This window comes from Spartinivicinus poritis (assembly GCF_028858535.1).
Lineage (GTDB): Bacteria > Pseudomonadota > Gammaproteobacteria > Pseudomonadales > Zooshikellaceae > Spartinivicinus > Spartinivicinus poritis.
Genome location: NZ_JAPMOU010000019.1, coordinates 1 through 25,360, shown reverse-complemented (window position 1 = coordinate 25,360; position 25,360 = coordinate 1). Strand labels below are relative to the sequence as shown.

Annotated in this window: 26 protein-coding genes; 15 read left to right on the top strand and 11 right to left on the bottom strand. The window is 40.6% G+C overall.

Going from position 1 to position 25,360, the window contains the following annotated elements:
* Positions 1–8: 8 nt before the first annotated feature.
* The 3 genes from ORQ98_RS15195 to pilG all read right to left on the bottom strand — a co-directional run bounded on the left by ORQ98_RS15195 (position 9) and on the right by pilG (position 1,432).
* Positions 9–551 (bottom strand): chemotaxis protein CheW, encoded by a 543-nt coding sequence (locus ORQ98_RS15195; RefSeq protein ID WP_274689657.1) that lies wholly within the window; start codon positions 549–551, stop codon positions 9–11.
* Between the two features lie 11 nt (positions 552–562).
* Entirely contained in the window at positions 563–937 is a 375-nt protein-coding gene (gene pilH / locus ORQ98_RS15190; protein ID WP_180566535.1) for a twitching motility response regulator PilH, read from the bottom strand.
* Positions 938–1,036: 99 nt separating this feature from the next.
* Positions 1,037–1,432, bottom strand: a complete 396-nt coding sequence (gene pilG, locus ORQ98_RS15185) for a twitching motility response regulator PilG (RefSeq protein ID WP_163836154.1) — start codon at positions 1,430–1,432, stop codon at positions 1,037–1,039.
* A 319-nt stretch (positions 1,433–1,751) separates the two neighbouring features.
* Between pilG and gshB the strand changes: the two genes are divergently transcribed.
* The 4 genes from gshB (at position 1,752) to ruvX (ending at position 5,053) form a co-directional block, all read left to right on the top strand.
* A complete protein-coding gene (gene gshB / locus ORQ98_RS15180) occupies positions 1,752–2,708 on the top strand; it encodes a glutathione synthase (protein ID WP_274689656.1) in 957 nt (318 codons plus the stop codon).
* 95 nt (positions 2,709–2,803) lie between these two features.
* Complete coding sequence (locus ORQ98_RS15175; RefSeq protein WP_274689655.1) at positions 2,804–3,682, top strand: energy transducer TonB; 879 nt, start codon at positions 2,804–2,806, stop codon at positions 3,680–3,682.
* Positions 3,683–3,747: 65 nt separating this feature from the next.
* The gene (locus ORQ98_RS15170; protein WP_274689654.1) at positions 3,748–4,323 is read left to right on the top strand and encodes a YqgE/AlgH family protein; all 576 of its coding nucleotides are present in this window, start codon (positions 3,748–3,750) and stop codon (positions 4,321–4,323) included.
* Positions 4,324–4,636: 313 nt separating this feature from the next.
* Entirely contained in the window at positions 4,637–5,053 is a 417-nt protein-coding gene (gene ruvX, locus ORQ98_RS15165) for a Holliday junction resolvase RuvX (protein WP_274689653.1), read from the top strand.
* A 247-nt stretch (positions 5,054–5,300) separates the two neighbouring features.
* On the opposite strand, the gene ORQ98_RS15160 is transcribed toward ruvX, so the two are convergent.
* Positions 5,301–6,440: a PilT/PilU family type 4a pilus ATPase gene (locus tag ORQ98_RS15160; RefSeq protein WP_274689652.1), complete on the bottom strand. Its 1,140-nt coding sequence runs from the start codon at positions 6,438–6,440 to the stop codon at positions 5,301–5,303.
* A 152-nt stretch (positions 6,441–6,592) separates the two neighbouring features.
* Complete coding sequence (locus tag ORQ98_RS15155; RefSeq protein WP_274689651.1) at positions 6,593–7,627, bottom strand: type IV pilus twitching motility protein PilT; 1,035 nt, start codon at positions 7,625–7,627, stop codon at positions 6,593–6,595.
* A 189-nt stretch (positions 7,628–7,816) separates the two neighbouring features.
* Between ORQ98_RS15155 and ORQ98_RS15150 the strand changes: the two genes are divergently transcribed.
* The 10 genes from ORQ98_RS15150 (at position 7,817) to ORQ98_RS15105 (ending at position 17,167) form a co-directional block, all read left to right on the top strand.
* The gene (locus tag ORQ98_RS15150) at positions 7,817–8,524 is read left to right on the top strand and encodes a YggS family pyridoxal phosphate-dependent enzyme (RefSeq protein ID WP_274689650.1); all 708 of its coding nucleotides are present in this window, start codon (positions 7,817–7,819) and stop codon (positions 8,522–8,524) included.
* Positions 8,525–9,352, top strand: coding sequence for a pyrroline-5-carboxylate reductase (gene proC / locus ORQ98_RS15145; protein ID WP_274689649.1), 828 nt, complete (start codon positions 8,525–8,527; stop codon positions 9,350–9,352).
* A 42-nt stretch (positions 9,353–9,394) separates the two neighbouring features.
* A complete protein-coding gene (locus ORQ98_RS15140; RefSeq protein WP_274689648.1) occupies positions 9,395–10,000 on the top strand; it encodes a YggT family protein in 606 nt (201 codons plus the stop codon).
* Between the two features lie 445 nt (positions 10,001–10,445).
* The gene (locus ORQ98_RS15135) at positions 10,446–12,410 is read left to right on the top strand and encodes a dynamin family protein (RefSeq protein WP_274689647.1); all 1,965 of its coding nucleotides are present in this window, start codon (positions 10,446–10,448) and stop codon (positions 12,408–12,410) included.
* Between the two features lie 349 nt (positions 12,411–12,759).
* Positions 12,760–13,917 (top strand): homoserine O-succinyltransferase MetX, encoded by a 1,158-nt coding sequence (gene metX, locus ORQ98_RS15130; protein WP_274689646.1) that lies wholly within the window; start codon positions 12,760–12,762, stop codon positions 13,915–13,917.
* Positions 13,907–14,497: a methionine biosynthesis protein MetW gene (gene metW, locus ORQ98_RS15125; protein WP_274689645.1), complete on the top strand. Its 591-nt coding sequence runs from the start codon at positions 13,907–13,909 to the stop codon at positions 14,495–14,497. Before metX ends, metW begins: the two co-directional genes overlap by 11 nt.
* A gap of 67 nt (positions 14,498–14,564) precedes the next feature.
* Complete coding sequence (locus tag ORQ98_RS15120) at positions 14,565–15,014, top strand: DUF4426 domain-containing protein (protein ID WP_274689644.1); 450 nt, start codon at positions 14,565–14,567, stop codon at positions 15,012–15,014.
* 7 nt (positions 15,015–15,021) lie between these two features.
* Positions 15,022–15,627, top strand: coding sequence for an XTP/dITP diphosphatase (locus ORQ98_RS15115; RefSeq protein WP_274689643.1), 606 nt, complete (start codon positions 15,022–15,024; stop codon positions 15,625–15,627).
* Between the two features lie 60 nt (positions 15,628–15,687).
* Positions 15,688–16,830: a radical SAM family heme chaperone HemW gene (gene hemW / locus ORQ98_RS15110; RefSeq protein ID WP_274689642.1), complete on the top strand. Its 1,143-nt coding sequence runs from the start codon at positions 15,688–15,690 to the stop codon at positions 16,828–16,830.
* Between the two features lie 10 nt (positions 16,831–16,840).
* The gene (locus ORQ98_RS15105) at positions 16,841–17,167 is read left to right on the top strand and encodes a DUF3392 family protein (RefSeq protein WP_274689641.1); all 327 of its coding nucleotides are present in this window, start codon (positions 16,841–16,843) and stop codon (positions 17,165–17,167) included.
* A gap of 13 nt (positions 17,168–17,180) precedes the next feature.
* Here ORQ98_RS15105 and ORQ98_RS15100 read toward each other — a convergent pair whose 3' ends face one another.
* Both ORQ98_RS15100 and ORQ98_RS15095 read right to left on the bottom strand, forming a co-directional pair.
* The gene (locus tag ORQ98_RS15100; protein ID WP_274689640.1) at positions 17,181–17,795 is read right to left on the bottom strand and encodes a LysE family translocator; all 615 of its coding nucleotides are present in this window, start codon (positions 17,793–17,795) and stop codon (positions 17,181–17,183) included.
* Positions 17,796–17,893: 98 nt separating this feature from the next.
* Complete coding sequence (locus tag ORQ98_RS15095; RefSeq protein WP_274689639.1) at positions 17,894–18,835, bottom strand: LysR family transcriptional regulator; 942 nt, start codon at positions 18,833–18,835, stop codon at positions 17,894–17,896.
* A 336-nt stretch (positions 18,836–19,171) separates the two neighbouring features.
* On the opposite strand from ORQ98_RS15095, the gene ORQ98_RS15090 reads away from it, so the two are divergent.
* Complete coding sequence (locus ORQ98_RS15090; RefSeq protein WP_274689638.1) at positions 19,172–20,206, top strand: N-acetylmuramoyl-L-alanine amidase-like domain-containing protein; 1,035 nt, start codon at positions 19,172–19,174, stop codon at positions 20,204–20,206.
* Between the two features lie 105 nt (positions 20,207–20,311).
* On the opposite strand, the gene ORQ98_RS15085 is transcribed toward ORQ98_RS15090, so the two are convergent.
* The 4 genes from ORQ98_RS15085 to tssI all read right to left on the bottom strand — a co-directional run.
* Positions 20,312–21,211, bottom strand: coding sequence for a hypothetical protein (locus ORQ98_RS15085; protein ID WP_274689637.1), 900 nt, complete (start codon positions 21,209–21,211; stop codon positions 20,312–20,314).
* Positions 21,208–23,316 (bottom strand): T6SS phospholipase effector Tle1-like catalytic domain-containing protein, encoded by a 2,109-nt coding sequence (locus ORQ98_RS15080; RefSeq protein WP_274689636.1) that lies wholly within the window; start codon positions 23,314–23,316, stop codon positions 21,208–21,210. Before ORQ98_RS15080 ends, ORQ98_RS15085 begins: the two co-directional genes overlap by 4 nt.
* A gap of 35 nt (positions 23,317–23,351) precedes the next feature.
* Positions 23,352–24,221 carry a DUF4123 domain-containing protein gene (locus tag ORQ98_RS15075; protein WP_274689635.1) on the bottom strand — a complete coding sequence of 290 codons (870 nt, stop codon included), beginning with the start codon at positions 24,219–24,221 and terminating at the stop codon, positions 23,352–23,354.
* Positions 24,218–25,360: type VI secretion system tip protein TssI/VgrG (tssI, locus tag ORQ98_RS15070; protein WP_274689634.1), on the bottom strand; the 1,143-nt coding region annotated here is incomplete at its 5' end. The genes ORQ98_RS15075 and tssI, both read right to left, overlap by 4 nt.

Sequence of the window (25,360 nt, the reverse complement as noted above, 5' to 3'; positions counted from 1 at the left end):
AATACCCATTAAACAGCCACCTGTAAAAAATCAGGATGCTCTGCTAAGGCATACAGACTAAATACCAACCATAGCTCATCATCGCGCTCATATGAGCCAGTGAGAAAAGACTGCAGACTTTCTGGTGTTTCTCGTGGAATTTGATTCATAAACCCATCAATGGCGAAGTGCTGCATTCCCAGCACTTCATCAACCACCAAACCACTGACTGTTTCGTTGTACTCAACAACTAATATCCGACGCATCTTTCTTGTAGAAGACAGCCGATCCCCTAAAAAGTCAGGTAAATCCATAATCGGAATTAATCGTCCACGTACATTGGCAATACCCTTTACCCATGGTTTTACCCCTGGTAGTTGGGTATAATTAGGGACTGGTAATATCTCAGCCACCTCTTCCATCGGCGCCACAAAATGCTGCTCACCGATCCGAAAACCTACTCCACTCCAGTGAGCTTTGACCTCAACCTGGGCAGGCAAGCCAGCTGCATGCTGTTTGCTTCGTTTGGCAATATCCTGAAGGATTTTAAAAGGAGTTTGCACCTCGGCCATTGTAAGTAACCTTAACGACTTGCTTCCGCCAGTACATTATTTAAGGTCTTAACCAAAACAGACTCTTCGACAGGTTTCGTCAAATAATCTTTTGCGCCTTGTCGCTTTCCCCACACTCGATCAGTTTCTTGATCTTTTGTAGTAACAATTATAACTGGGATATGGCTTGTGCCAGGGTCTTTTGTTAATTGTCGAGTTGCTTGAAAGCCATTTAAACCAGGCATAACGATATCCATTAATACCGCATCTGGCTTCTGATCCCTTGCCAATGCAACTCCATCAGCTCCATTTTCTGCTTCCAACACAGCATGGCCGTGTTTTTCAAGCATCTCTTTCAGCTTGTATCGTTCAGTGGGTGAGTCCTCTACAATCAGTACTCGAGCCATAATTCCCCCAAAATTAATTCACCTATACCCGATAACCGTGGCTGCTGAATGTTCACGGTCACTGGCACCATCTGAAAAAACACCATTTAAAAAAACCGGTTAGGCATTGTTAGCTGAAGGTACATGAGCGCGTATTGCACCAAGCAGTTCTTCTTTGCTAAACGGCTTGGTTAGATACTGATCAGAGCCAACAATGCGCCCTTTCGCCTTATCAAACAAACCGTCTTTACTAGATAACATGATAACAGGGGTGGCTTTGAATGCACTGTTATTTTTGATCAGGGCACATGTTTGATAGCCGTCTAAACGAGGCATCATGATGTCCACAAAAATAATGTTGGGTTGGGTATCGGCTATTTTAGCCAGTGCATCAAACCCATCTGTTGCTGTTACCACAGTACAGCCAACCTTTTTAAGTAGAGTTTCCGCAGTACGGCGAATCGTTTTACTATCGTCGATCACCATTACTTTCAAACTCTCGAAGTTGTCTTCCATACTCTAACGCCTTCAGCCTTAGGGTTACTCTTCAACTTTAGTCAGTGGTTAGACCACAGAAGCAGTCAGAATTCCGCGTCATTTTTTGTTTTATCACACATTCTTAGTGCAATCTATAACGTACTATAACCAAGCGGTCTAAACAAACCGCCTGATAAGCAATATGCTCATAATATTAAGACATTTTACTTCTCTCGATGTATATGGTTTAACAAGCTTTATAATAGTTTAGCTATCAATTCTAAATAAGGGTAAACTTCGGGGCATAACATTTTTTGTTCAATGCATTTAAGTCCTTAGCGCAATCACAGGTCAATTAATGAATATTTCTCTTGGCATAGTCATGGACCCCATTAGCCAGATCAATTATCACAAAGATAGTTCATTGGCGATGTTACTTGCTGCTCAGGCTAAAGGCTGGCAACTGTTTTATATGGAGCAGCGCGACCTTTACCAAAAAAATGGTGTAGCCAAAGGCCTCATGCAAGAACTGTCTGTTCAAGCTAATCCTAATAATTGGTTTGCATTAGGAAAAGCGCATGATAAGCCTTTAGCAGAGCTTAATGTCATTTTAATGCGCAAAGACCCACCGTTTGATAACGAATACATCTATAGCACCTATTTATTAGAGCAAGCAGAACAACACGGCACATTAGTAGTGAATAAGCCACAAAGCTTACGTGATTGTAACGAAAAATTCTTTGCAACTCATTTCCCCGATTTAATGCCTGCAAGCTTAATTAGCCGGCGCGCCGATAAATTAAAAGCGTTTGCCAGCGAGTATAAAGAGGTTATTTATAAACCACTAGATGGTATGGGCGGCAGCTCTGTATTTAAAGTAAAACACCCTGATCCAAATACCAACGTTATTTTGGAAACATTAACAAATTTTGGCCAACAACAAATAATGGCACAACAGTTTGTGCCTGACATAAAAACAGGCGACAAGCGTATTCTAATGATTGATGGAGAGCCTGTCCCTTACTCTCTTGCTCGAATTCCTCCAGAAGGTGAAATCCGTGGCAATTTAGCCGCAGGTGGCTCAGGCGTTGCCCAACCACTTTCTGAAAGAGATAAACAGATAGCTACAACCATTGGGCCTGTATTAAAAGAAAAAGGGCTTATTTTTGTTGGCTTGGATGTTATTGGCAACTATCTTACAGAAATCAATGTAACCAGCCCAACCTGCATCAGAGAGATTGATAACGCCTACAATTTAAACATTGCAGGACAATTAATGGATACTATTTACCAAAAGATAAAAGGTGCAAGCTGATTCATAGACTTTTATATGTAATGTTGGCAGACTCGGCGGTTTGTTTGAATTAAGCTCCATATGGGCTTTTGACTCAGTTTTGGATGTAGAAGCAGATGGCTATCGCAGAAGCATACGCACATAATTCATCAACGGACAGGCTATTATTTGCGACCTTTGTTGCTATTGGTGCCCACTTATTGCTCTTGCTTATTAGCTTTGACTTACTTGACCCGCCTGAAGTGAGTAAAGCAATTGAGATTACCCTGGCCTCGTACGAAAGCCAAAAGCGCCCTGAAAAAGCAGATTTTCTGGCTCAGGCCGATCAAGAGGGCAGTGGCACCCTGGAAGAAAAAGCCCGCCCAACGACTAACCAACAAGCCCAAATTGCCGACACCAAACACCGTAAAATATCTCCACAGCCCCAGGAACAGGTAGTCAAGCAGCAAGAAGCACAACAATCAGATGTTGTAGCAACAACTAGCCGCTCAAAGCAACGAGTAGCTGCAGATACTAAACAACAGAAAAAGCAAAAAACCAATCGCCGTGAAAAAACTAAGCAATTTATTGAGATAAGTGCTGAAGTTGCTGCGGTTCAAGCTCAGCTCGATCAACAAGTGCAAGAGTATGCAAAGCGACCAAAAATTCATCGCATTACGGCAGCATCTACTATGCGAGACAAAGGTGCTTTTTATAAAGAAGCCTGGCGTCGCAAAGTTGAAAAAGTAGGTAATATCAACTACCCCGAAAAAGCGCGTCAAAGCAAAATTTATGGCAGCTTACGACTAGTTGCGGTTATTAATGCTGATGGCAGCCTGGACCGAGTTGAAATTTCATCATCTTCTGGCAAAAAAGTTCTTGATGATGCAGCTATTCGAATTGTTAAATTAGCCGCACCTTACGCACCTTTCGGTGATGATTTAAGAGAGTTCGATAAAGTCGAAATCATTCGAACCTTCCGTTTTGAAAAAGGCAATTATCTTTCAAGTTTTTAACAGCGGCCAAAAAATTTCTAAGCTCGGGCTTGTGTTCCCTTATACATACCCCAATACTTAGGGTTATGAAAACACAAGTGCCTGACAGCTTAAAAAATCGCTTTCTGATTGCCATGCCTCATTTGATGGACCCTAATTTTTCGCAATCAGTCACTTTTATTTGCGAGCATAACGACCAGGGCGCAATGGGGATTGTTATTAATCGACCAACTCAATTAACCCTGGGTGAAATATTTCGTCAGGTTGGCATCGTGCCTGACTCCAATAACCGATATCAAAGCGATCTTATCTATGCTGGAGGACCAGTAGAACTTGAGCGAGGCTTTGTGCTGCACACCCCTGGCGAACACCAGTGGGACTCAAGCATAGCGGTTTCTCCCAATATTCAGCTGACTACCTCCAAAGATATTCTGCAAGCAATGGCCAAAAATGATGGCCCTGAGAATGCGTTAGTAGCCCTTGGCTATGCTGGCTGGGAAGCAGGCCAACTGGAACGAGAAATTAAAGACAATGCCTGGCTAACCTGTGATGCTGATCCATCAATCTTATTTCAAACGCCAATGGAAAAGCGCCTGGAAGCAGCCGCAGCATTAATTGGGGTGGACTTGCATCTACTCTCCACAGAAGTCGGTCACGCTTAATCTCCATTCTGAATAACTTTTATGGTTTGTTGTCTTCGTTTGATCACCAAGGATGGTGGGAATGCAGATCACGCAAGGAGCATTTATCTGCCTTCACCCCAGTCACTTATTACTTATAAGCTCCTGGGGGCAAGTCTGCTACTGTAAGACTTGCGGTAGCAGCTTTACTTTATAAGAAAGTGCTACTGGAACTCATCGCTCGACGGCCTCCCCTAAAAGCTCTTCAAAATGGATCTTTGACTATTAAATTATTTTCAACCCTGTGAATATTGATTTTTCTTTACCTAAATTAGACGACAAGATCAGCCAAATTATGGCTTTTGATTTTGGTACAAAAAATATTGGCGTCGCCATTGGCCAACGCGTCACTGGCACCAGCTCTCCCCTGCCTACAATTAGAGCGCAAGATGGGATACCCAATTGGCAAGTGTTAGAACAACTGATTAAAGAATGGCAGCCAGATGCTTTTTTAGTGGGTATACCACTCAACATGGACGGCTCGATGGGTGAAATAGGGCTACGAGCAAGAAAGTTTGCAAACCGCCTGCACGGGCGTTTTGGTAAACCCTGGTATCCAGCTGATGAACGGTTATCAACAAGAAGTGCTAAAGAAAAAGCAGATGAAGTAGGCCACCGAGGCAACTACCAAGAACGGCCAGTTGATAGCCTGGCCGCACTAGTTTTATTGGAAGAGTGGCTAACTCAACTAGCAGCCCAAGAAAGCTCCTAGACATACAAAATATAGCCACAGTGAAAGGTTTTTAGGGGCGGCCGTCGAGCGATGAGTTCCAGTAGCACTTTCTTATAAAGTAAAGCTGCTACCGCAAGTCTTACAGTAGCAGACTTGCCCCCAGGAGCTTATAAGTAATAAGTGACTGGGGTGAAGGCAGATAAATGCTCCTTGCGTGATCTGCATTCCCACCATCCTTGGTGATCAAACGAAGACAACAAACCATAAAAAGCTTTCGCGAAGGCTATTAGAACATCTTCCTTGGTTCTTCCTCCTCCTGAATACTCAACGCATCCGCCACACTGGTTAGGTGATCAGAGTCAGTTTCAGAGCCGAGTTTGATCATCAAGCGCAAGTCGTTAGGTGAGTCTGCGTGAGCAAGGGCATCTTCGTAAGTAATTTCGCCTGCGTTATAGAGCTTATACAACGCTTGGTCGAAGGTCTGCATACCCAACTCATTGGATTTTTGCATCAATGGTTTCAGCTCATGCACTGACCCTTTACGTATCAAATCTGATGCAAGAGGTGTATTCAACAGAACCTCCACCACCGCTCGACGAGCCTTACCATCTGGCGTAGGCACCAGTTGCTGGGCAACGATTGCTCGCATATTTAATGACAAGTCCATCCAGGTCTGGCTGTGTCGATCAGATGGAAAGAAGTGGATAATCCGGTCTAGCGCCTGGTTAGCATTGTTAGCGTGCAGAGTAGCCAGACATAAATGCCCGGTTTCAGCAAACGCAACAGCATAATCCATGGTTTCTCTCGAACGAATCTCACCAATCAAAATGACATCAGGGGCCTGGCGCAAAGTGTTTTTCAAGGCAATTTCAAAGCTGTCGGTATCAATACCTACCTCTCGCTGGGTAATAATGCAGCCACGATGCTGGTGAATATATTCAATGGGATCTTCAATACTAATTATATGGCCTGTGCTGTTTTGGTTACGATGACCAATCATCGCTGCCAATGATGTCGACTTACCGGTACCCGTCGCGCCTACAAAAATTACCAGGCCACGCTTTGTCATGGCTAAGTCTTTAATAACTGACGGCAGGCCTAAATCATCAACTTCAGGAATAGTGGTTTCAATCCGCCTTAATACCATACCAACCAAGTTACGCTGATAAAAAGCACTTACCCGAAATCGACCAACGCCTCTGGCACTTAAAGCAAACTGGCACTCGCGTTTCTCGTTGAACTCTCGGCGCTGAGACTCATTCATTACGCCATAAACAGTCTCGCGGGTTTTCTCTGGACTGAGGTTGGTTTTAGTGATGGGGACAATTTTGCCATGCACTTTCATGCTTGGCGGTACCCCAGCAGTAATAAAAAGGTCTGAAGACCCTTTTTCAACCATTAACTTTAAAATCTTATTAATTTCCATACCTGCACCATTTAAAAAAGCAGGAACAACAGTAAGCTGCTTAAAGTATCACTTCTTGATTAAGTCTAGTGGCACTTCTCTAAAATAGCCTGCAACTTCAGAATAGTACGGCTAACAACTCAGTTGCTGTCACCCGTCATTAAACTGTTCTCTTAAAAACTTTCTGGGATTTTGGCTTTTTCTTTGGCTGCATCGCGACCAATTACGCCTTTTTGCAAAAGGTCTTTCAAGCATTGGTCTAAAGTCTGCATCCCCAAGCTACCGCCGGTTTGAATAGATGAATACATTTGAGCAACTTTATCTTCACGAATAAGGTTTCGGATTGCTGGGGTACCAATCATGATTTCATGGGCTGCCACTCGTCCACCGCCAATTTTTTTCAATAGGGTCTGGGAGATTACAGCCTGTAGTGATTCAGACAACATCGACCGCACCATATCTTTTTCCTGTGCTGGAAATACATCCACTACCCGGTCAATGGTTTTAGCTGCAGATGTGGTATGCAAGGTACCAAAGACCAAGTGGCCGGTTTCCGCAGCGGTAAGCGCCAAACGTATAGTTTCCAAGTCACGCATCTCACCCACTAGGATAATATCCGGGTCTTCCCGAAGCGCAGAGCGCAAGGCTTCACTGAACCCTAAGGTGTCACGATGCACCTCACGCTGGTTAACCAGACATTTCTTGGATTCATGCACGAATTCGATAGGGTCTTCGATGGTTAGAATATGCTCATAGCGATTTTCATTAATATAATCCATCATCGCGGCAAGTGTCGTACTCTTACCAGAACCAGTTGGCCCTGTTACCAACACGATTCCTCTAGGATAGCCAGCAATATCTTTAAATACTTTGCCCATTCCCAATTCTTCCATTGAGAGTACTTTGGATGGGATGGTCCGAAATACTGCCGCAGCCCCTCGGTTTTGGTTAAAGGCATTTACCCTGAAACGAGCGACACCTGGCACTTCAAATGAAAAGTCAGTTTCAAGAAATTCTTCATAATCCTTACGCTGCTTATCATTCATAATGTCATAAATCAGTGCATGGACCTGTTTATGATCTAAAGCAGGTAGATTAATCCGCCTGACATCACCATCTATTCTGATCATAGGTGGCAGCCCGGCAGAAATATGTAAGTCAGATGCCCCCTGCTTAGCACTGAAGGCAAGCAACTCAGTTATGTCCATGCTGGTTCCTCAATTATTTTTCTTGCTTTGATACAACTGCAGCTAGTTTTACTACAACAATTATTGGTTACTGCAAAATTATACAACGCCTGAAGTCAATAGGCCCTAACATTTTGATTTGTTAGCACATCGTTTATTATCAGGGAAGCTTGCTCCCCTAACATCACGAAAGCTAAAAAGTGTTTATTAATGACCATAGCAAACAATCTAGACTCTGTTCGTCAACAAATTGCGAAAGCTGCTGCCGCTAGCTCATATAAACAACAAGTAAAATTGCTTGCAGTTAGTAAAACCAAACCTGCTGAGTTAATTCGTACCGCTTATGAAGCAGGTCAAACAGAGTTTGGTGAAAATTATTTGCAGGAAGCCCTTGATAAACAACTACATCTTCAGGATTTACCACTGACCTGGCATTTCATTGGACCTATTCAGTCAAATAAAACCAAACCCATTGCCCACCATTTCGACTGGGTGCATAGTGTTGATCGACTGAAAATTGCCACCCGCCTAAACGAAGCTAGAGCAGAAATTGACACTCTCCCCTTAAATATTTGCTTACAAGTCAATATTAGCAGTGAAGCAAGTAAGTCAGGCGTATCTCTAACTGAACTACCAGAACTAGCCAGTGCTATTTGCTCGTTACCTCATTTATCACTTCGAGGGATAATGACAATTCCTGCCCCCACAGAAGATCAAGCACAGCAACGTGCAAACTTTGCTCAACTGGCTAGTGCACTACAACTGTTGCAAAAGCAGCTACCAGAAGCTCCTCTCGATACGTTATCAATGGGAATGAGCAATGATCTAGAAGCTGCCATTTTAGAAGGTGCTACTTATGTCAGAGTGGGTACTGCAATTTTTGGGCGACGTCCTCCGGTTAAACCAGAGAGTAAATAGATGAAAGCAGATAAGACAATCGCATTTCTTGGAGCTGGCAATATGGCCAGAAGTATCATTGGCGGATTAGTTCAGCAAAGCTATCCATCTCAATCCATTTGGGCAACTGCACGCAGCCAAACCACGCTGGATAAAATACCTACTCAGTGGCAAATCCAAACAACCTTCGATAATAAAGCTGCCGTACAACAGGCAGATATTGTCGTATTAGCTGTCAAACCTAAACAGCTAAAGGATGTACTAGCTGAGTTATCTCCTGTAATTGTTAACAATAAGCCTTTACTGGTATCAGTGGCAGCAGGTATTCCCACTACCCAAATTGCCAGCTGGGCAGGTGACGACTCTCTGGCTGTTATTCGCAGTATGCCCAACACCCCCTCATTAGTAGGAAAAGGAGCAACTGGACTTTATGCTAATAAGCATACGACACTAGCAGATAAAGACTTTATTACTGAACTATTTGCTACCATTGGTAACAGTACCTGGGTTGCAGATGAGGAACTGCTTCATGCTGTAACGGCTGTTTCAGGCAGTGCTCCGGCTTATTTTTTTCTACTGCTTGAGTCAATGGTCGCTACAGCACAAAAAATGGGACTTACTGAGCAAGATGCAATTAAGCTGGCTTCACAAACAGCCATTGGAGCAGGTTTAATGGCACAGCAAGGCGAATATACTGTTACTGAATTAAAACGACAAATCATGTCACCAGGTGGCACCACTGAACAAGCGATTCAGTTTTTTGAGCAAAATGGCTTTGAATCTTTAGTAAATGATGCAATGGAAGCCTGTTATCAGCGTTCAGTAGAAATGGCAACTGAATATAAGTAATCCAACTGTTTACGATTAGCACTAAGGATTAGAGAAAAACTTATGGATACACTGCAAATGGTTTTAGGCCTGATAATATGGTTTGTCGGGGAGCTTTATGTACTTGCGGTACTGCTAAGATTTATTTTACAGCTGATTAAAGCAGATTTTTACAATCCTATTTCTCAGGCTGTGGTAAAAGTAACTAACCCACCACTTATACCCTTAAGGCGTATTATCCCCAGCGTAGCGGGTTCAGACACTGCTAGCTTAGCGCTAGCTTTACTGGTTCAAATCGCTCTGGTGTATTTAATTTCATTAATTGGTGGGGTATCGCCACTTAGTTTACATTTTGGCATGGTAATAGTTGCCTCAATTGCTGGCTTATTAGGCATTCTGCTTAATTTTTATATGTTTGCAGGTATAATCATTGCCATAGCAAGTTTTATTGCACCAGGTAGCTACAGTCCCGCCCTAATGCTGCTTAATCAGCTATTTGAGCCCATGTGCAAACGAATCAGACAAGTTATTCCCCCCTTGGGAGGCTTGGACTTTTCCATTATGGTGGTATTTTTAGGCATCTATGTTCTAAAGCTGGTAACCGTGCATACTTTAAAGGGGATTGCTTTAGCAGATATTGGCTTGCGGTTTTTTCTTAGCTATATATAAAGAACTTGAATATAAAGAAGCTGATTTAGGCTATTCGTACCAAGCACTGCCTACTAGTTACTTCAAATTATTTTAGTATACAGTGAGTAGTGCTTTTATTGATCATCAATAAAGCTGCAAGTATAACAACACATCGTAACTACTGAGCGTAAAAGACCACGCTATAACTGCCAAACGAATACGACAATTAGCAGGCTATGCTCTCCCTTAGGCTTTCACACTATTTATACAATCAATTTCACTTATCGGCTTAAATTCGTGTTATCTATCACAGTGCTGTAATTTTCTTGTAGTGATTAATTGACCCTTTCCACGCCTCTTCGTTTAATTAAATATAGTGCTGCATTTTTAATTTAGAATGTGCAGCACTAGGCCCACAACTGGTCTAAAGAAGCTGGCTAAATATAAAGGAAGTCGCCGCATTTAAGGGTAGTGGTACCAAGCAATGAACACGAGCAGTTTAACAAAACAACTTGAACAATATATAGACTGGAAACGGAAAGCCAACAGCCAGCTCTCCCAATATACTGGTTGGTTGTCTAAAAACCAACTTAGTTCCCCAGAGATAGAAGACCTGATTTTACGCGCCAAACAAAAACTGGTTGACGATGCTGTTACCTTATCTTTTGTAGGTGAGTCTTCTCGGGGAAAAACAGAGCTGATCAATGCTTTATTTTCTTCTCAGTTTGGGCAAAAGCTGTTTCCTTCTGAAGTGGGTCGAACCACCATGTGCCCAACAGAAGTGCTATCTGATAAAACAGCCACCCATGCTTATATAAGATTACTTCCCATTGAAACACGTAAAACTGAGCGCACCATTGCTAGCTATAAAGCATCACCTGATGAATGGGTTACCATCAACCTACCAGGCAATAACCCAGCAGAAATGGCCAAGGCATTCAATGAAGTGTCACGGAACCGGCAAGCTAGCTATGAAGAAGCTCGACAGCTAGGGTTTAGTCCTGGTGCTCTAGAAGCCAGTGAAACGACTCCAGGTAAAGTGATTATCCCGGCCTGGCGTTATGCAGTGATTAGTTTTGCTCACCCCCAGCTCAACCATGGGCTGCGTATTATTGATACCCCAAGTTTAAACAGTTATGGCTGTGAGCCAGAGTTGGCACTGGATATTCTCAATCATAGCCATGCAGTAGTATTTGTAGTCAGTGCAGAGAAAAACATCAGTATTAATGACTTGGCCGTTTGGAAGTTTTACTTAAAACAAATTCAGGATGACCCAACAGTCCAGCTGCTGACCGTATTAAATAAAGTTGACTTACTATGGGATGACTTAGAGGGTGAACGCTATGCCCAGCTCACCATAGCCCAGCGACAAAAGTCTATTGCTAAAAAACTAGGCTTGGCCGCAGAGAACATTTTACCCGTTTCTGCCAAGCACGCTCTGCTCGGTAAAGTGCGTCAAAATCAACGACAAATTAGCCGCAGCAATATTGATGCGTTAGAACAGGCATTAAGCGAACGAGTTAATGAACATCAGGCTAAACTGGCTACTACCCCAATTTTGCAGAGTACCCTAGCCATGATGAAGAACAGCCGTGATTCCATGCGGTTACGGCTAGAAGATTTAAAAGCTCAGCACCAGTTAATTGGCAAAGGCACTGGTGAAAACAAAGCTATCATTGAAGAATTAAATACCCAAACCAAGGCAGAGTTCCAGAATTATCATAAACGATTACTTACTTTAAAATCTAACCGCCGCTTACTGTCTAGACAAGCAGAACTATTAAGCACCGCAGCCAACACTCCACAATTTAGCCGACTCGCTAATAAGCTTAAAAACAGTCTCAGTGGGCAGTGGACTCCAGGCGCAGGCCTTGCTCAAGGTATTGCTGATTTTTTCCGGTCTTTATATTTAGACTTAAATAATTTGAAGCTTGAAGTGAGCATGGCAAACAAAATGGCCAGCTCATTATATGAGCGGTATCAACCAAAGCATGATGAGCTAACTTTACCTGTTCCTCATATCGATTTAGAGTTCTACACTCAACAGTTCCGATCTTTACAAACACGCTCAGAAGGCTTTAACCAACAGTTAACCGCTCAATCGCCAGAAACAGGTCCTATCCCTACCCGCCTATTCAATACATTACTGAACCAAATTAATCAGACATTAAAGTTGCTAAATGAAGAAACGACTCACTGGGCAAACGATGTGCTACAACCGTTACTTCAGCATACTTTGGAGCAGAAGCAGCTTACGGAGCAACAAATGGTCCAGTTACGTAACCTGACAATGGATGCCCAAAGTATTCTTTGGCGTTCAGAAAAAATCAGCTTGTTTATTAATGATACAGCCAAACAGCTAGAGTTAGCGGATGGATTTCTAGGGCAATCTAATAACAGCTCTGAGCCAGAACCGACAATGCAAGATGAGTGGCCTTCTACTTTGTAACCTCCCTTTGTAGTCTACTTCAGACTGTTGCAAATGCTATTTCCCCCTTTAATAAAGGGGGAAGCTGGTTTGCACCAAAGTTATAATTCCCAGCTTTCACGACACCCTACAAAGGTGAAGCCGCTTTAATGATAACATCCGGTAAAAGTTATTTTTACTTCCTTTCTTGGGGAGTGTACACAAGCCCTCCAAATAACTTACTCAGCCAATAGCTATAGTACTGACTTCTGTTTATTATACTCTACATCTTGGGTATTTAGCCCACAAACCCCATTTGCTATACGACAGTTCGTTTGAGATACCCTAAAAACTATTCAAAAAGGGTATAAAGGAGTGAAGTAAGCTAATCATGCCAGAACAAATCCCGCCAGACTCGGTAGGTTTGGTTGAACCTCAGCTAGCCATTTTTGACAACCCTTTGAAACTTGCTTGTGGCCAAACTCTGCCTCATTATGAGTTAGCCTACGAAACCTATGGCAACCTAAATAGCAATAAATCAAATGCTGTATTGATTTGTCACGCACTCAGTGGTCACCACCACGCAGCAGGCTTCCATAGTATGGAAGATCGAAAACCAGGTTGGTGGGATAACTACATAGGCCCTGGCAAACCCATTGATACCAACCACTTTTTTGTGGTGGCTTTAAATAATCTCGGGGGTTGTCATGGTTCCACTGGACCAAACAGTATTAACCCTGCCACCAAAAAGCTTTATGGCCCAGAATTTCCAATTGTCACAGTTAAAGACTGGGTGAATAGCCAGGCTAGGTTAGCAGACATGCTTGGTATTGAGCAGTGGGCCGCCATCATTGGGGGAAGTTTAGGTGGTATGCAAGCGCTACAATGGTCAATTGATTATCCTGACCGTCTTAAATATGCGGTGATTATAGCCTCTGCCCCAAAACTAACAGCACAAAACATTGCATTTAATGAAGTTGCACGACAAGCCATTATGTCCGATGAAGGCTTTCATAATGGCTGGTACAAAAAGCAAAATGATTACCCTAAAAAAGGGTTAATGCTTGCCAGAATGGTTGGCCATATCACCTACCTTTCTGATGATGCCATGCGGCAAAAATTCGGTAGAGAGTTACGCTCTGGGGCAATTAATTTTGATTTTGGTGCAGAGTTTCAGGTTGAAAGTTATTTACGTTATCAGGGTGAAGTTTTCTCTGAAAATTTTGATGCAAACACTTACTTACTAATGACCAAGGCGCTGGATTACTTTGACCCTGCAAAAGATTATAACGATGATCTGGTGGCTGCATTAAGCCATGCCAGCTGCCAGTTTTTTATCATGTCATTCACGACAGATTGGCGCTTTTCTCCTGAGCGCTCCAAAGAAACTGTTGATGCTCTACTTTCTGCCAAAAAAAATGTGAGCTACCTGGACATAGATGCACCAGAAGGACATGACGCCTTTTTATTACCAATCCCTCGCTATCGAAATGCTTTTAAAGCTTATTTAGCGCGTATTGCCAATGAGGTGAAAGCCAATGAGAACTGACTTTCAGATTATTCAGGCATGGATTGACCCTCAATCCAGGGTACTAGACTTAGGCTGTGGTGATGGCTCTTTTCTAAAATATCTGCATGAACACAAACAAACCCAGGGCTATGGTTTAGAAATTGACCCAGAAAATATCGAACGCTGCATTACGAAAGGCATTAATGTTATTGAGCAAGACTTAGATAAAGGGCTAAGTAACTTTGTCGATAACAGTTTTGATACTGTATTAATGGCTCAAGCACTACAGGCTGTTCACTACCCTCACTTAGTGTTAGAAGAAATGCTAAGAATTGGCCGAGAGTGTATTGTCACTTTCCCTAACTTTGGTCATTGGCGTTGTCGATTTTATCTAACCCAGCGGGGTAAAATGCCTGTATCCAAGTTCATGCCCTACACCTGGTATGACACCCCCAACATTCACTTCTGTACTTTTAAAGACTTTGAAGAGCTTTGCCAGCAGAAACAAGTGAAAATTCTTAGCCGTATGGTAGTAGACCAAACTCACCGTGGTGATTGGTTGTCACGGCTATTACCAAACCTGTTTGGGGAAATAGCTATCTACCATCTCACTCGTTAGTACGAGCTAGAGTATACTTTAATCAATAGCCGCTTAGAGTCAGCTTAACAAACAAGGGCAGTCAGCCATGATGAGAGTCAAATTAAACTTGATGGGTTATGTTGCAGTGATTTTTGCTTATTTATTAAGCCCATCAGCTAATGCTGAAACCAAGTCGTTCAACGACTACATAGTTCATTACTCCGTATTCAACAGCACTTTTTTACAGCCAAATGTCGCTGCACAATATGGCATTCCAAGAGGCAAGCGTGAAGGTGTAATTAATATTTCCGTACAAAAAAAGCAACAAGGCAGCAGCAAGCCAGTCAGTGCGATTTTGAACGGAAAAGTCATCAACCTAATTCAACAGTCTCAAACTCTCTCCTTTAAAAAAATCGAAGAAGGCACTGCCGTTTATTATCTAGCACCTTTTGAATTTACCAACGAAGAGCAGTTAAAATTTACTGTAGAAATTCAACCCGATCCTAATCAGTCTCCCTTCGAGCTTAACTTTCATCACAAGTTATACGAGGAATAATCTATTTATGTCAGGCAATATTCAGCAAGTGGTACTAGCAAGCAATAACTTAGGTAAGCTGAACGAATTTCAACACTTACTGGGGGGGCTGAATTTTAAGATGCTGCCCCAAAAGCAATTTGGTATCCAATCAGTAGAAGAAACTGGTCTTACTTTTGTTGAAAATGCCATTTTAAAAGCACGACATGCCTCAAGCATTGCTGGGTTGCCAGCACTTGCTGATGACTCTGGTTTAGAAGTAGATGCTCTCAATGGTGCCCCAGGCATTTATTCTGCTCGTTTTGCTGGCGAAGCCGCATCAGATGCTGATAACAACCAGAAATTATTACAGCTACTAGAAGGCAAGTCCCCCAGTGAACGTACTGCCCGCTTCCACTGTGTGCTGGTTTATCTAAAGCACCCGGAAGACCCAACCCCTCTCATTTGTCATGGCACTTGGGAAGGTATCATTTTAGAAGAAGTACGTGGTGACAATGGCTTTGGTTATGATCCATTATTTTTTGTGCCATCTGAGCATTGCACATCTGCAGAACTTCCATCAAACCTGAAAAACAAACTCAGCCATCGTGCGCAAGCAATGCAGCAGTTGTTAGCAAAGCTAAAGAAAAGTTAACAATGTCATTCTCGTATGGTTTTAATTTCTTGGGTATTTAGCTAGCTAAAGTCGTATATTGTGATCAAATTGCCCCCTTTAAGTCTTTATATTCATGTACCTTGGTGTGTGCGTAAATGCCCCTACTGTGACTTTAACTCTCACACCTCACCACAACAAATACCCGAAAGAGACTATATTGATGCGTTAATTCAGGACTTTATTCAAGAGAAGCCATACATTCATGGCCGAGAACTACAGAGTATTTTTTTTGGTGGCGGAACTCCCAGCCTGCTTTCAGCTAATGCAATAAAAGAGTTATTAAGCCGACTAAAAACTCATATACAATTTACAAAAACGATAGAAATAACCCTGGAAGCTAATCCAGGTACATTTGAACAGGAAAAGTTTGCAGGCTTCTTCCAGGCTGGCATCAATCGTCTATCCATTGGTATACAAAGTTTTAATCCCAAGCATTTAACTGTGCTTGGGCGTATTCACAATGCAGATGAAGCACTACTAGCAGTTGAAATTGCAAAACGAGCTGGCTTTGAAAATATTAATCTGGATTTAATGCATGGCTTGCCTAACCAGACGGTTGAACAAGCGTTATCCGATATAAACACAGCTATTGCTGCTGAGCCAACCCATATATCTTGGTACCAACTAACTATTGAACCTAATACGGTCTTTTACTCAAAACCACCTAAACTCCCTATTGATGATCTGCTATGGGATATTCAACAAGCAGGCCAGACTTTATTAGCTCAGCATAATTATCAACAATACGAAGTTTCTGCTTATAGCAAGCCAGGTAGACCTGCACAACATAATTTGAATTATTGGCAATTCGGCGATTTTATCGGCATTGGTGCAGGTGCCCACGGTAAACTGACTGATTTAACCCAACAACAGATTATACGTCGTTGGAAAACTCGGTTACCTAAAGACTATTTAAACCCTGACAAAACGTTTATTGCTGGCGAACGACTGATTACTACGTCAGAACTTCCCTTAGAATTTATGATGAACGCCATGCGGCTAACAGCAGGTGTACCCCTTAGCTATTTTAGTGAGCGCACAGGAATTTCCGTTGAGTTAATAAAAACAGACTTACAAATAGCAGTGGATAAAGAGCTTCTTGATATATCCAAGGGCACAATCAAACCTACTCCATTGGGTACTCAGTATCTAAATGATTTACTCGAATTATTTATGAGTTAAACAATAAACTATGGATGCATTTTTAGATATTTTTAGCCAACTATCGCTATGGTGCAAAAAGTACAGTTACGAAACGGCACTAGCCATTATGGCTACATTAATTGTACTGTTTGGCAATAAAGTTAACCTGGCAATAAAACGTCATATTAATCGCTTTAATTTTATAATCCGAACTGCCGTATTTATATTGGTTTGTGCTGTGGGTTATGGTGCCGCACTAATCTTTTTAACCCCCTGGCTAGCCGACATACTCGTTTCACTACACAACCTAGTACTCTCGCCAATATTATTGTTTTTATTTATTGGCATAGGGATGATCGCAGATAGGAATTACTAAACAGCACCCTCTACTAGACAGACCACACGACCCTCACAGCCAGAATCAGCAAGATCACGCCAGACACTCGATCAATCCAAATGGCTTGTTGACGAATAGTGCTCAATATCTTGGGGATAGTCAGTAGAAATGCAACCAAACTATACCAGAGCCCATCAATAATTAATGGTGTGGAAACTAAAGCAACTTGGCTAGAAAGGCCTGAGCTTGCAGAAACATACTGACTAAAAAGAGCAAGAAAGAATAACCCTAACTTGGGGTTTAACAGGGAAATCATGGCTCCATCCTTAGCAGCCTTACTATAACTGGCAGCTTGCTGGGATTTGAGCTGATTGACCAGACCCCCTTTAGAGCTAATGGCTTTGAAGCCCAGCCATGCTAAATAGGCCGCACCGCCGTAGGCAATCACTTTGAACAAGAGTGGAGACTGCTGGAGAACAATGGACAGCCCTAACAAACTACATAGTGCATATAATGCAACACCTAATGCATGCGCCCAAGCAGTACAGAAGCCATGTAGTCGACTGCTACCCACTGTATGCTGAATTACCACAGCTAAACTAGGGCCTGGTGTCATTGCACCTAATAGACAAATTAATACAAGGGATAACCAAAGACTAAATTCCATAAGGAATAGAACTCCACTACTAGTATAAGAGGCAGGGTTTGCTTTCCAGGCATAGATTAGCAATCTAGGCTGATGATAAGAAATTAAAAAAAGTAGACTTAGTCATGAGAATTATTCATAACCTGTAATGGAGAGTAGATAGACCCTTTAAGCTGAGTAATCAGCATACCACGCGCCCAAATATGCGCCTGATCCATATCGTATTTAGGATGCCATATTAGCCAGTATTTATGGATAGGTATTGGAATAGGTAGCAGTCGATAATAAACAGGAAAATGCTTAGATATATGCAAGGCAATATGTTCAGGAATCACCAGTAGTGCATCACTACGACAAAGAATATTTATTGCGGTCGCAAATAGAGGGACTTTAAGTTGAATATGACGTTGTTTCTGAATAGAAGTAAGATAGGTGTCTACAAAACTGTCTTTCTCTCCTCCCGTCGTAATTGAAATATGGGGATAGCTCAACAGGTCTGATAATGATATATCAGCTTTCTGCTGAGCAAGAGGGTGTGTTTTAGCCATGACACAAACGGGGCTGTCTTGGCCAATTAACTCACCATAAATACCATCTGGAAGTTGATCCAACATAGTAGTCACAAACTCAATATCCAACTCGCCCAACACCGATAATTGATCGGGTTGCCATAACTGGTAATTCAGCGTTAAACCGGGAGCTTGCAGGGCAAAAGCCTCAAATATATCCGGAAAAATAAACTGTCCCACATAGTCAGAAGAAGCCAATGTTAAATTGCCTTGCCAGTGAGCAGGATTAAAATTCACAGGAGAAACTAAAGTATTAACTTGATGAATGAGCGCCTTTAACTCAGGCTCCAACTGTTTTGCCCTGGGAGTAGCTAATAATAGGTTGCCTTGACGAACGAATAAAGGATCTTGAAACAACTCTCTAAGTTGGCCGAGCTGTCGACTGACAGCAGATTGCGTCAAGTTCAGTCGTGCAGCTGCTTTACTAACATGGTTTTCTTGTAACAGGATAAGTAGCGTCTGAAGCAAACCTAGGTTTATGTTTTTTAACATACTATGTTGGCCATACAATAAGCATCTGACTTGTTAGCTTAAATGTAATTCATATTCACTTAATGTTAAACCTAGTGGGCCATGCACAAAATAAGGTAGTAGTAGAATAATTGAATAAAGAGAACTTCTCACAACCTATAAATAGAAAACAGCAAGACCATTAGTCATGAGAAATATATACCAGCAGCGAACAATATAACCTCTCTATAACCTCTCTATAACCTCTCAAAAAAACCAGCCAAATTTAGCAAAAGCCTTGTTACAAACAAGTAACAATACTGATATCATAAGACCTACTTTATTGATTATTTCAAGATATACATTATAGGTCATTATATGCTATCTACTAGCAAAAAAGCCGCTGCCTTAACTTTATCAATGCTCTTCTGTTCACCTTTGTTTGCAACATCTAACATTACACAAAGTTTAATAGATGCTACTCAAAACCTGAGCACTATTAAAAAAGTAGAAAAAATCAGCGAATTACTACTTGGAACACCCTATGCTGATGGAAAATTGGGAGAAGGAGTCAATGGTAAATATGACAGAGACCCACTTTATCGTTTTGATAAATTTGATTGCACTACTTTTGTTGAAACTGTAATGGCTATTGCCATCTCAGATACTTCTGACAGTTTTTTGAATAACATAAATAATATCAGATACAAAGCTGGTTATGTCTCATATACTACACGTAATCACTTCCCCAGTCTCGACTGGATCCCTAATAATCAGGTGTTTTTCGAAGATATCACTCGTTCAATATCAGGAGAAACAACTGCTCAAGCAGTAGCAATCATTGATAAAAAAGCCTGGTATAAGGCTAGCAAAATAACCAGAATCCAATCAATTGATATAGACGAAAATAATAAACAACAACTGCTGGAACAATTAAAAGCTGAAGGGGAACAATTTGAGCCTAAACAAGCAAGCTTACCTTATATTCCACTCGATTCTATTTTTGTCCAAACAACTCCTACTTCAGAGGTTTTACAAGAAAGAGCAAATAAACTCAGATCAATTCAAACTGATGAATCATTATCTGATAAAGAGCGTAAAGCAAAAATAAAGCAATTTAACCTGGAAAATAGAATAGCAGATTCAGTAATTAATCAACCATTACTTGATAAAATACCCTCCGGCAGTATTATCAATGTAGTCAGACCCAACTGGAACCTTAAAAAATGGATTGGCACTAATATGAATGTATCTCATCAAGGTTTAGCTATCCGTAAAAACGGCAAGTTGTATTTCCGCCATGCCAGCTCCAGTCAGAACGCAGTCGTAGATGTTGAATTTACTCAGTACTTTTCAAAATTTTTACTAAGTCCTACACTTAAAGGGGTTAACGTTTTAAGACTAAGACGGTAATATTTACCGAAAATTTTACGCTTTCTTTCTCACCACGGAGCATTGGGTTCTACTTAAAAGCTCTTTGGTGAGCAATCTTTGCTGCTTATCATATTAAAAATACCACTACTTAGCTAGATCTTCACAGCTTTTCAAACCGTAAAAATACTTCTCAAGCTCTTGCATTTCAGGCTCTGCTAGTTTTTCTTTAACTTTTTTGATACCTTCTGATACTAGGGCTTCTTTGTTTTCATTTAAATCCTGCCAAATTCTTTTTGCAAGCTTAATAGTCTTTTCAGCTTCTTCCTTTGTAACACGTGATTTATAAGCACTAAAAGCACTCTTGCTTTCGTAATCACTTTGTTGTTCACCTAACCAAAACCAAGCATTCCCAGTCACTAATTCTTTTTTTTCGTGCTTATAGCTAAATGCTATAAAGTAAAATGCTTTTTTAGATCCTTTCAAGGCAGATAATTTATGCCAGTAGATTTCTTTATCTATATTTTTTTCATGGTATCCAATCATACTACTAAGCATTTTTGATCCACTAAATGTACTCCCAATCGCAAGAAATCCTGCATAATGCCCATTTTCAGCCATTTTATACCGCAAATAGTAAGAAAAATACTTTTTATTAGATTCAATAAGATTCTTTTCTACAAAATCAATAACTCTGTCAATTCCTTCTTCGTTACCTAAATGGGCTGCCTTTAAACTCCAGGTACATGCCTCCAATAGTGGAGCTTTAGGAGGCCATTGGTACTTACTGAAAAAAGATAGATTGATTTTATCATGGTACTCATACAGATCAGTTAACCTAAGTAATGCAGGAGGATATTTTTTGGAAGCAAGATGATGAAGAATATCAAGTACTAACTCATGATCTTGTTGTTGCCAAGCTTGCTCTGCTATTTTATACTGTTCATCGAAAGACTGTTTCTTAACCTCAGATAACTTAATAGAAGACTCATTACATCCATTAATAGAAAATATAAAAATAATTAAAAAAATGAGCATTTTTTTCATTCGTTGGGATAAACCTCAATTACTGATCTTGGATCAAATTGAAAAAATACTCCTCGAGCATGTGTTCTAGCATCAATAAAAGAAAACATCCAATGAGCCACAGAGTCGTGAATATAATACAAGAAAAACTTATAAATTTCTGGATCTAATTTTTTGTATCCATGCGTTATAGCATCATACCATCTTTCGTGTTGACGTGAGACATCTTTTTTATCTATCCATTTTACAGCAGAAGGTATTTTTTCTGGTTCGAAAGCAGCGACAAATCTCAAATAAAACTTATTAAGCTCACCTTTTAATTTTTCCAAAGAATCTTTATATTCATACTTTTTCTCATACCAGTCAGGAACATCTTTAATTATCAAATCAACATTATCAATAGACAACCTAAAATAACAAAACAATAGAAATTCATGCTCCGCCATCTCATTTTGTATATTATCTTTATTCGTCCTTAAGAGCAATTTCTTAATCTCATCACTATACTTCTCAAAAAGATCCATCATTTCACTATTTCGCTCAAAACACTCCCAAATAGACTTTAAAGAAAAAACAGAAAAATCGTCTTTAATTTTACTTATTTCACGATTTACCTTTATATTTATTTCATTTTCAGATTTATTTGAATTATTTCTAATACTGCTTATTTTATTTGCTATGTTTTTCTCAAAAATAATCTTAGATTCTTGATGCTCTTTGTCTGACATAAGTTTTTTTGTTTTTAGTACTTCTAATGTGTCAAGTGGGACATCTACTTTAATTGCCTCATCATACATATCATTTAGCGGAATTCTGGCTAATTCATTACTTTTACCCTGCTCACCTGGGTAATATCCACCACCGACATCAGCATGTACTCCTGGGTACATTCTTTCTAACCATTTGCCTGACACTGGCTGTGTCCAAGTGTTGTACAATCTTATCGATTGCAAGTCAAATTTTCCTCGTCGTTCATGAGCAGCAATAAAATGTACTACGCGTTCGATTTTTTCATGGATTTCAAAATCAATACCAAACTCTATATTGTCAGGGTCAAGACCAATAGAAGTCACTGAATCAAATATACCAAGAAACTTTTGGGTAAACTTATGCTTAAGTGTTACATAAGTGTTTAAGTCTCGACTGGTAGTGTTAACAATAGGTGACTGTCCAGGAATTTTTAGTCGGACTATAGTCTCATACTTGTCACTATTAATATCATCTTTATTTACCTCCCAGCTAAAGGCTCTGGCAGCAGATGATCCGCGTGAAAAACCAAAAGCAGAAATGTCTTTCTGTATAGAGTTTACATGTAAGTCGAATATTGCCGTTACTTGTTCTTTTATATAGTCAACACGTTCTCTAGTTCCTAGTCCAAAACCTCCTCCAGCTACTTCATCAATTTTACTATTTGGATCACTACCCACTCCCCTGTAATATAATGCATAGCAATGCATTCCTTCATGATATTTATATTTTATACGTTTGTCTGCATCACGAAATTCATCACGTGTTTCACCCACATGAGCACAATACAGTTTCCCTACATTAGTCATTTTTTCTAGAATTTTGTCATAAACTAGGCTATTTCCTGTGCCGTCAAAAAAGCATGAAATCCATAGTGGTTCAGTCAACGGAGGTTTTAGCTCAATGTAATACTTCTTATCATGAATTAAATCAACTTGCTCGGTTAGTTCGTAATACTCTTCTGGTGTTTTTGCGAATTCGTCCAAATAGTTAATTTTATCGCTACCTGTTTGTGGTAGTTCTACTTTTTTATAAACTTTTCCTTCCATTTGTGCCATATCTTGTACAGCGCTAATGGGCATATCCTTTTCTTCATCTGGAACGATAAAACTGGCTTCTTCCTTGTCATCCCACACTGGCCTCAACCAAGCATCTTTTAAAAAGCTATTTTTATCCTTAATCAATATCTTGTAAGGGCCAGCAGCTATATTGTTAATTCTAATTATACTATGCTTACTCAGTGTTCCATTATATTCATTACCTTGCTGATCAATAAAAAGATACTCATGACCAGGGAAGCCTTTAGCACGAGGATCAAAAATATGTACTTCAGCCCAGTGATTACAATTAGGACACTGCGTTTTACTGTTACTATTCATTATTAACTAGAACTCAATATACAACCTTAATTTGATTATGCAAAGTATTTTTCTATTATTTTAAATCGCTCTTCAGCTGTTTCTACTGCAATTAATTGGTTTCTTAACTTCTCTATTCGCTGGAAATTAACGCCATGCTGACCACTCCATATTATAAATTTCCTCAACTGATCATAGGCAGTAAAACCCAAGTTTTTTGCCTCTTTAAGAATATGGAGCAACATATTTTCTAGCTCTCCATGTGCTAACAAGCGTCCCATTTCAACTGGATAACTGTGCCAAAGCTCTTTTTGTAAGTTATCTATAAGTACGTTATCGTTGCCCGTCGCCTCTAGCATTTTTCGGGAAAGTATAAACATTTCATTTTTTTCACTATCAGGGACATTCTCAGCTTGAGTCTTATCAAGAGTTTGGCTATTAAGTATAAATTCTTGCCACTGTTTATTTAGATCTTGTATCCATATCTGATCAATTGAATTAAATAACTGTGATGACTCTGCTGGAGTGAGTGCAGGAATAAGTTTGTACAATACTCGAGGGTCTTGATATCGAAATATTACTGTTGATCCATCTATTATGTATTTCGCCGTAATCAACCATCTGAAGTGTTCAACCAACTTTTCAAAAGGAGCCTCAGAAATAAATAACCATCCCCAATGAGATAAATCATTTAGTAGATAATCTGCTAACGGTGAGTTGATAGATGTTTGCACAAATATTGGACCTGCTTGGTATAACTCATTAAAGCGGGTTTGTTGATATAAAACAGCATAAGGATCACTTTCTTTATAAAGAAAGAAGTTTTGATAAAGCTTATCTTCAGTCAAACTATCAATAATGAAATAAAGAGGTGAAGATTGATACTCTGGCTGATTGAGCTGAATGATCAGTTCGTTTTTATTCATTCCTTTTCTCCTGTAGGGCATACATTATCAAGGCACGGCTCACATATGGCACATGCAGGAGCTGCTAATTCTCTTGCTTTTTTCAACGTACCCAGTTGAGATTGAGCTAATCCCGGTATAGAGGTATCCGCCTCAACCGCTACATTTGGCTCCTGAATACTTAGCCCGCTACCACTGCCGGGTGTACCTTTTTTAATTTTGATTTTCGGTGCTGTAAAATGCACACCCGAAGGATTGATTTTGGCCTGGCTGCCGCCGCCTTTTAGGGTCATTTCTACCCCGGCATCAAATACGATTTTGTCGCCAGCTTTGATATGAATTTCGTTGCCTGCCTGGATGCTGTATTTCACCCCGGTGGTACTGTGCAAACTGTCGTTGATGATGGTGTGGATGTCTTTGTTAACATTTAAGTTGTAGTTGCCATCGATTTTTTGGTGGAATTTGCCTTTAAGGTGTTCGTAGCTGCAGTTATCGACATTCAGATGGCGTTCGTTGTTGATGTGTTCTCGCTTGTCATTTTTGACTTGTATATCCAAGTCTTTTTGGGCATGGATAAACACTTCTTCATTGCCTTTTTTATCTTCCAGGCGAATTTCATTAAAACCATCACCCCCTGGGCTGCTGTTGGTTTTGAAAGTGGTTCGGGTTTTATGATCGGGGAGTTTATAGGGTGGTTTGTCTTTGCCATTGTATAAGCACCCCATGATTATCGGTTGGTCGGGGTCGCCATTAATAAATTTCACTAATACTTCAGTACCGATTCGTGGGATAAGTAAGTCTCCCCATTTATTACCCGCCAGTGGTTGTCTAACTCGTACCCAGCAGGAGCTGTTTTCATCGTATTTGCCATCTCTATCCCAATGGAATTGGATTTTTACCCGCCCGTATTTATCGCAGTAAATCTCTTCGCCTTTAGGGCCTGTGACAAACGCGGTTTGTGAACCTCGGATTTTCGGTTTTGGGGCAACGGGTTGAGTTTTAAATACATGATCTCTGGGGCTTGCATGTAGTTTATTGCTATAGCCACTGTTGCTACTGCCGGTAAACTCTTCTACTGATTGGGGTTGGCTACCATAGTGCCATACATCATCGACCAGCCATTGAACGTCATAACGAGGGTCATCATAATTTTGTAGCTG

Bases quoted from the DNA above. Each gene is read 5' to 3' on its own strand.
- ORQ98_RS15090 (WP_274689638.1), top strand. From the start codon at position 19,172: ATGCTATCTACTAGCAAAAAAGCCGCTGCCTTAACTTTATCAATGCTC.
- ORQ98_RS15115 (WP_274689643.1), top strand. From the start codon at position 15,022: ATGTCAGGCAATATTCAGCAAGTGGTACTAGCAAGCAATAACTTAGGT.
- ORQ98_RS15170 (WP_274689654.1), top strand. From the start codon at position 3,748: ATGAAAACACAAGTGCCTGACAGCTTAAAAAATCGCTTTCTGATTGCC.
- ORQ98_RS15195 (WP_274689657.1), bottom strand. From the start codon at position 551: ATGGCCGAGGTGCAAACTCCTTTTAAAATCCTTCAGGATATTGCCAAA.
- ORQ98_RS15155 (WP_274689651.1), bottom strand. From the start codon at position 7,627: ATGGACATAACTGAGTTGCTTGCCTTCAGTGCTAAGCAGGGGGCATCT.
- ORQ98_RS15140 (WP_274689648.1), top strand. From the start codon at position 9,395: ATGGATACACTGCAAATGGTTTTAGGCCTGATAATATGGTTTGTCGGG.
- ORQ98_RS15080 (WP_274689636.1), bottom strand. From the start codon at position 23,316: ATGAATAGTAACAGTAAAACGCAGTGTCCTAATTGTAATCACTGGGCT.
- metX (WP_274689646.1), top strand. From the start codon at position 12,760: ATGCCAGAACAAATCCCGCCAGACTCGGTAGGTTTGGTTGAACCTCAG.
- ORQ98_RS15085 (WP_274689637.1), bottom strand. From the start codon at position 21,211: ATGAAAAAAATGCTCATTTTTTTAATTATTTTTATATTTTCTATTAAT.
- ORQ98_RS15120 (WP_274689644.1), top strand. From the start codon at position 14,565: ATGATGAGAGTCAAATTAAACTTGATGGGTTATGTTGCAGTGATTTTT.
- ORQ98_RS15160 (WP_274689652.1), bottom strand. From the start codon at position 6,440: ATGGAAATTAATAAGATTTTAAAGTTAATGGTTGAAAAAGGGTCTTCA.
- pilG (WP_163836154.1), bottom strand. From the start codon at position 1,432: ATGGAAGACAACTTCGAGAGTTTGAAAGTAATGGTGATCGACGATAGT.
- ORQ98_RS15075 (WP_274689635.1), bottom strand. From the start codon at position 24,221: ATGAATAAAAACGAACTGATCATTCAGCTCAATCAGCCAGAGTATCAA.
- pilH (WP_180566535.1), bottom strand. From the start codon at position 937: ATGGCTCGAGTACTGATTGTAGAGGACTCACCCACTGAACGATACAAG.
- ORQ98_RS15135 (WP_274689647.1), top strand. From the start codon at position 10,446: ATGAACACGAGCAGTTTAACAAAACAACTTGAACAATATATAGACTGG.
- proC (WP_274689649.1), top strand. From the start codon at position 8,525: ATGAAAGCAGATAAGACAATCGCATTTCTTGGAGCTGGCAATATGGCC.
- ruvX (WP_274689653.1), top strand. From the start codon at position 4,637: ATGGCTTTTGATTTTGGTACAAAAAATATTGGCGTCGCCATTGGCCAA.
- ORQ98_RS15105 (WP_274689641.1), top strand. From the start codon at position 16,841: ATGGATGCATTTTTAGATATTTTTAGCCAACTATCGCTATGGTGCAAA.
- metW (WP_274689645.1), top strand. From the start codon at position 13,907: ATGAGAACTGACTTTCAGATTATTCAGGCATGGATTGACCCTCAATCC.
- ORQ98_RS15095 (WP_274689639.1), bottom strand. From the start codon at position 18,835: ATGTTAAAAAACATAAACCTAGGTTTGCTTCAGACGCTACTTATCCTG.
- gshB (WP_274689656.1), top strand. From the start codon at position 1,752: ATGAATATTTCTCTTGGCATAGTCATGGACCCCATTAGCCAGATCAAT.
- ORQ98_RS15175 (WP_274689655.1), top strand. From the start codon at position 2,804: ATGGCTATCGCAGAAGCATACGCACATAATTCATCAACGGACAGGCTA.
- ORQ98_RS15100 (WP_274689640.1), bottom strand. From the start codon at position 17,795: ATGGAATTTAGTCTTTGGTTATCCCTTGTATTAATTTGTCTATTAGGT.
- ORQ98_RS15150 (WP_274689650.1), top strand. From the start codon at position 7,817: ATGACCATAGCAAACAATCTAGACTCTGTTCGTCAACAAATTGCGAAA.